Source organism: Vibrio sp. 1078-1 (assembly GCF_033340475.1).
This window is the reverse complement of record NZ_JAWOWM010000392.1, coordinates 1-678: the sequence shown is the minus strand read 5'-3', so window position 1 is coordinate 678 and position 678 is coordinate 1. Positions and strand designations below refer to the sequence as shown.

At 43.7% G+C, this 678-nt stretch carries 2 tRNA genes and 1 rRNA gene; all 3 read left to right on the top strand.

Features of this window, described 5'->3' with window-relative positions:
• A 16S ribosomal RNA gene (locus R7190_RS27765) occupies positions 1–77 on the top strand; the annotation flags it as partial.
• A gap of 66 nt (positions 78–143) precedes the next feature.
• Positions 144–220, top strand: a tRNA-Ile gene (locus tag R7190_RS27760).
• Between the two features lie 42 nt (positions 221–262).
• Positions 263–338 (top strand) — tRNA-Ala (locus R7190_RS27755).
• Positions 339–678: the final 340 nt, after the last annotated feature.

Below are 678 nucleotides of genomic sequence, written 5' to 3'. Positions count from 1 at the left end.
CCACTTTGTGGTTCATGACTGGGGTGAAGTCGTAACAAGGTAGCGCTAGGGGAACCTGGCGCTGGATCACCTCCTTATACGATGATTATTGCGATGAGTGTTCACACAGATTGATAAGGTTTATAAAGTAAAGAGACGATACTGGGTCTGTAGCTCAGGTGGTTAGAGCGTTCGCCTGATAAGCGAGAGGTCGGTGGTTCGAGTCCACTCAGACCCACCAATTTCTTTCCCAAGGAATTGGCGACAGTATCGACACCTTGATGGGGCTATAGCTCAGCTGGGAGAGCGCCTGCCTTGCACGCAGGAGGTCTGCGGTTCGATCCCGCATAGCTCCACCATCTTTAAGTGTTCTTGAAAAAGAATCTTTAAAAATGGTTTTCATCAGAAAATCTAGCTCTTTAACAATTTGGAAAGCTGACAAAACAATCTTTTAAGATTGTTTGTAAAGTTCTCAATGTTTATCGAAAGATAAACACCAAAAAACACATTCAAGTGTTCTTGGGAATATCACTTTTACAGTGATTATTCGAAATTGAGTCCGGCAAAATCGAAATGTCTCTCGCTCATTCAAATAATGAGAGACAACTTTGGTGATTTGAACATCAACTCGAAACTCCTTCGGGTTGTATGGTTAAGTGACTAAGCGTACACGGTGGATGCCTTGGCAGTCAGAGGCGA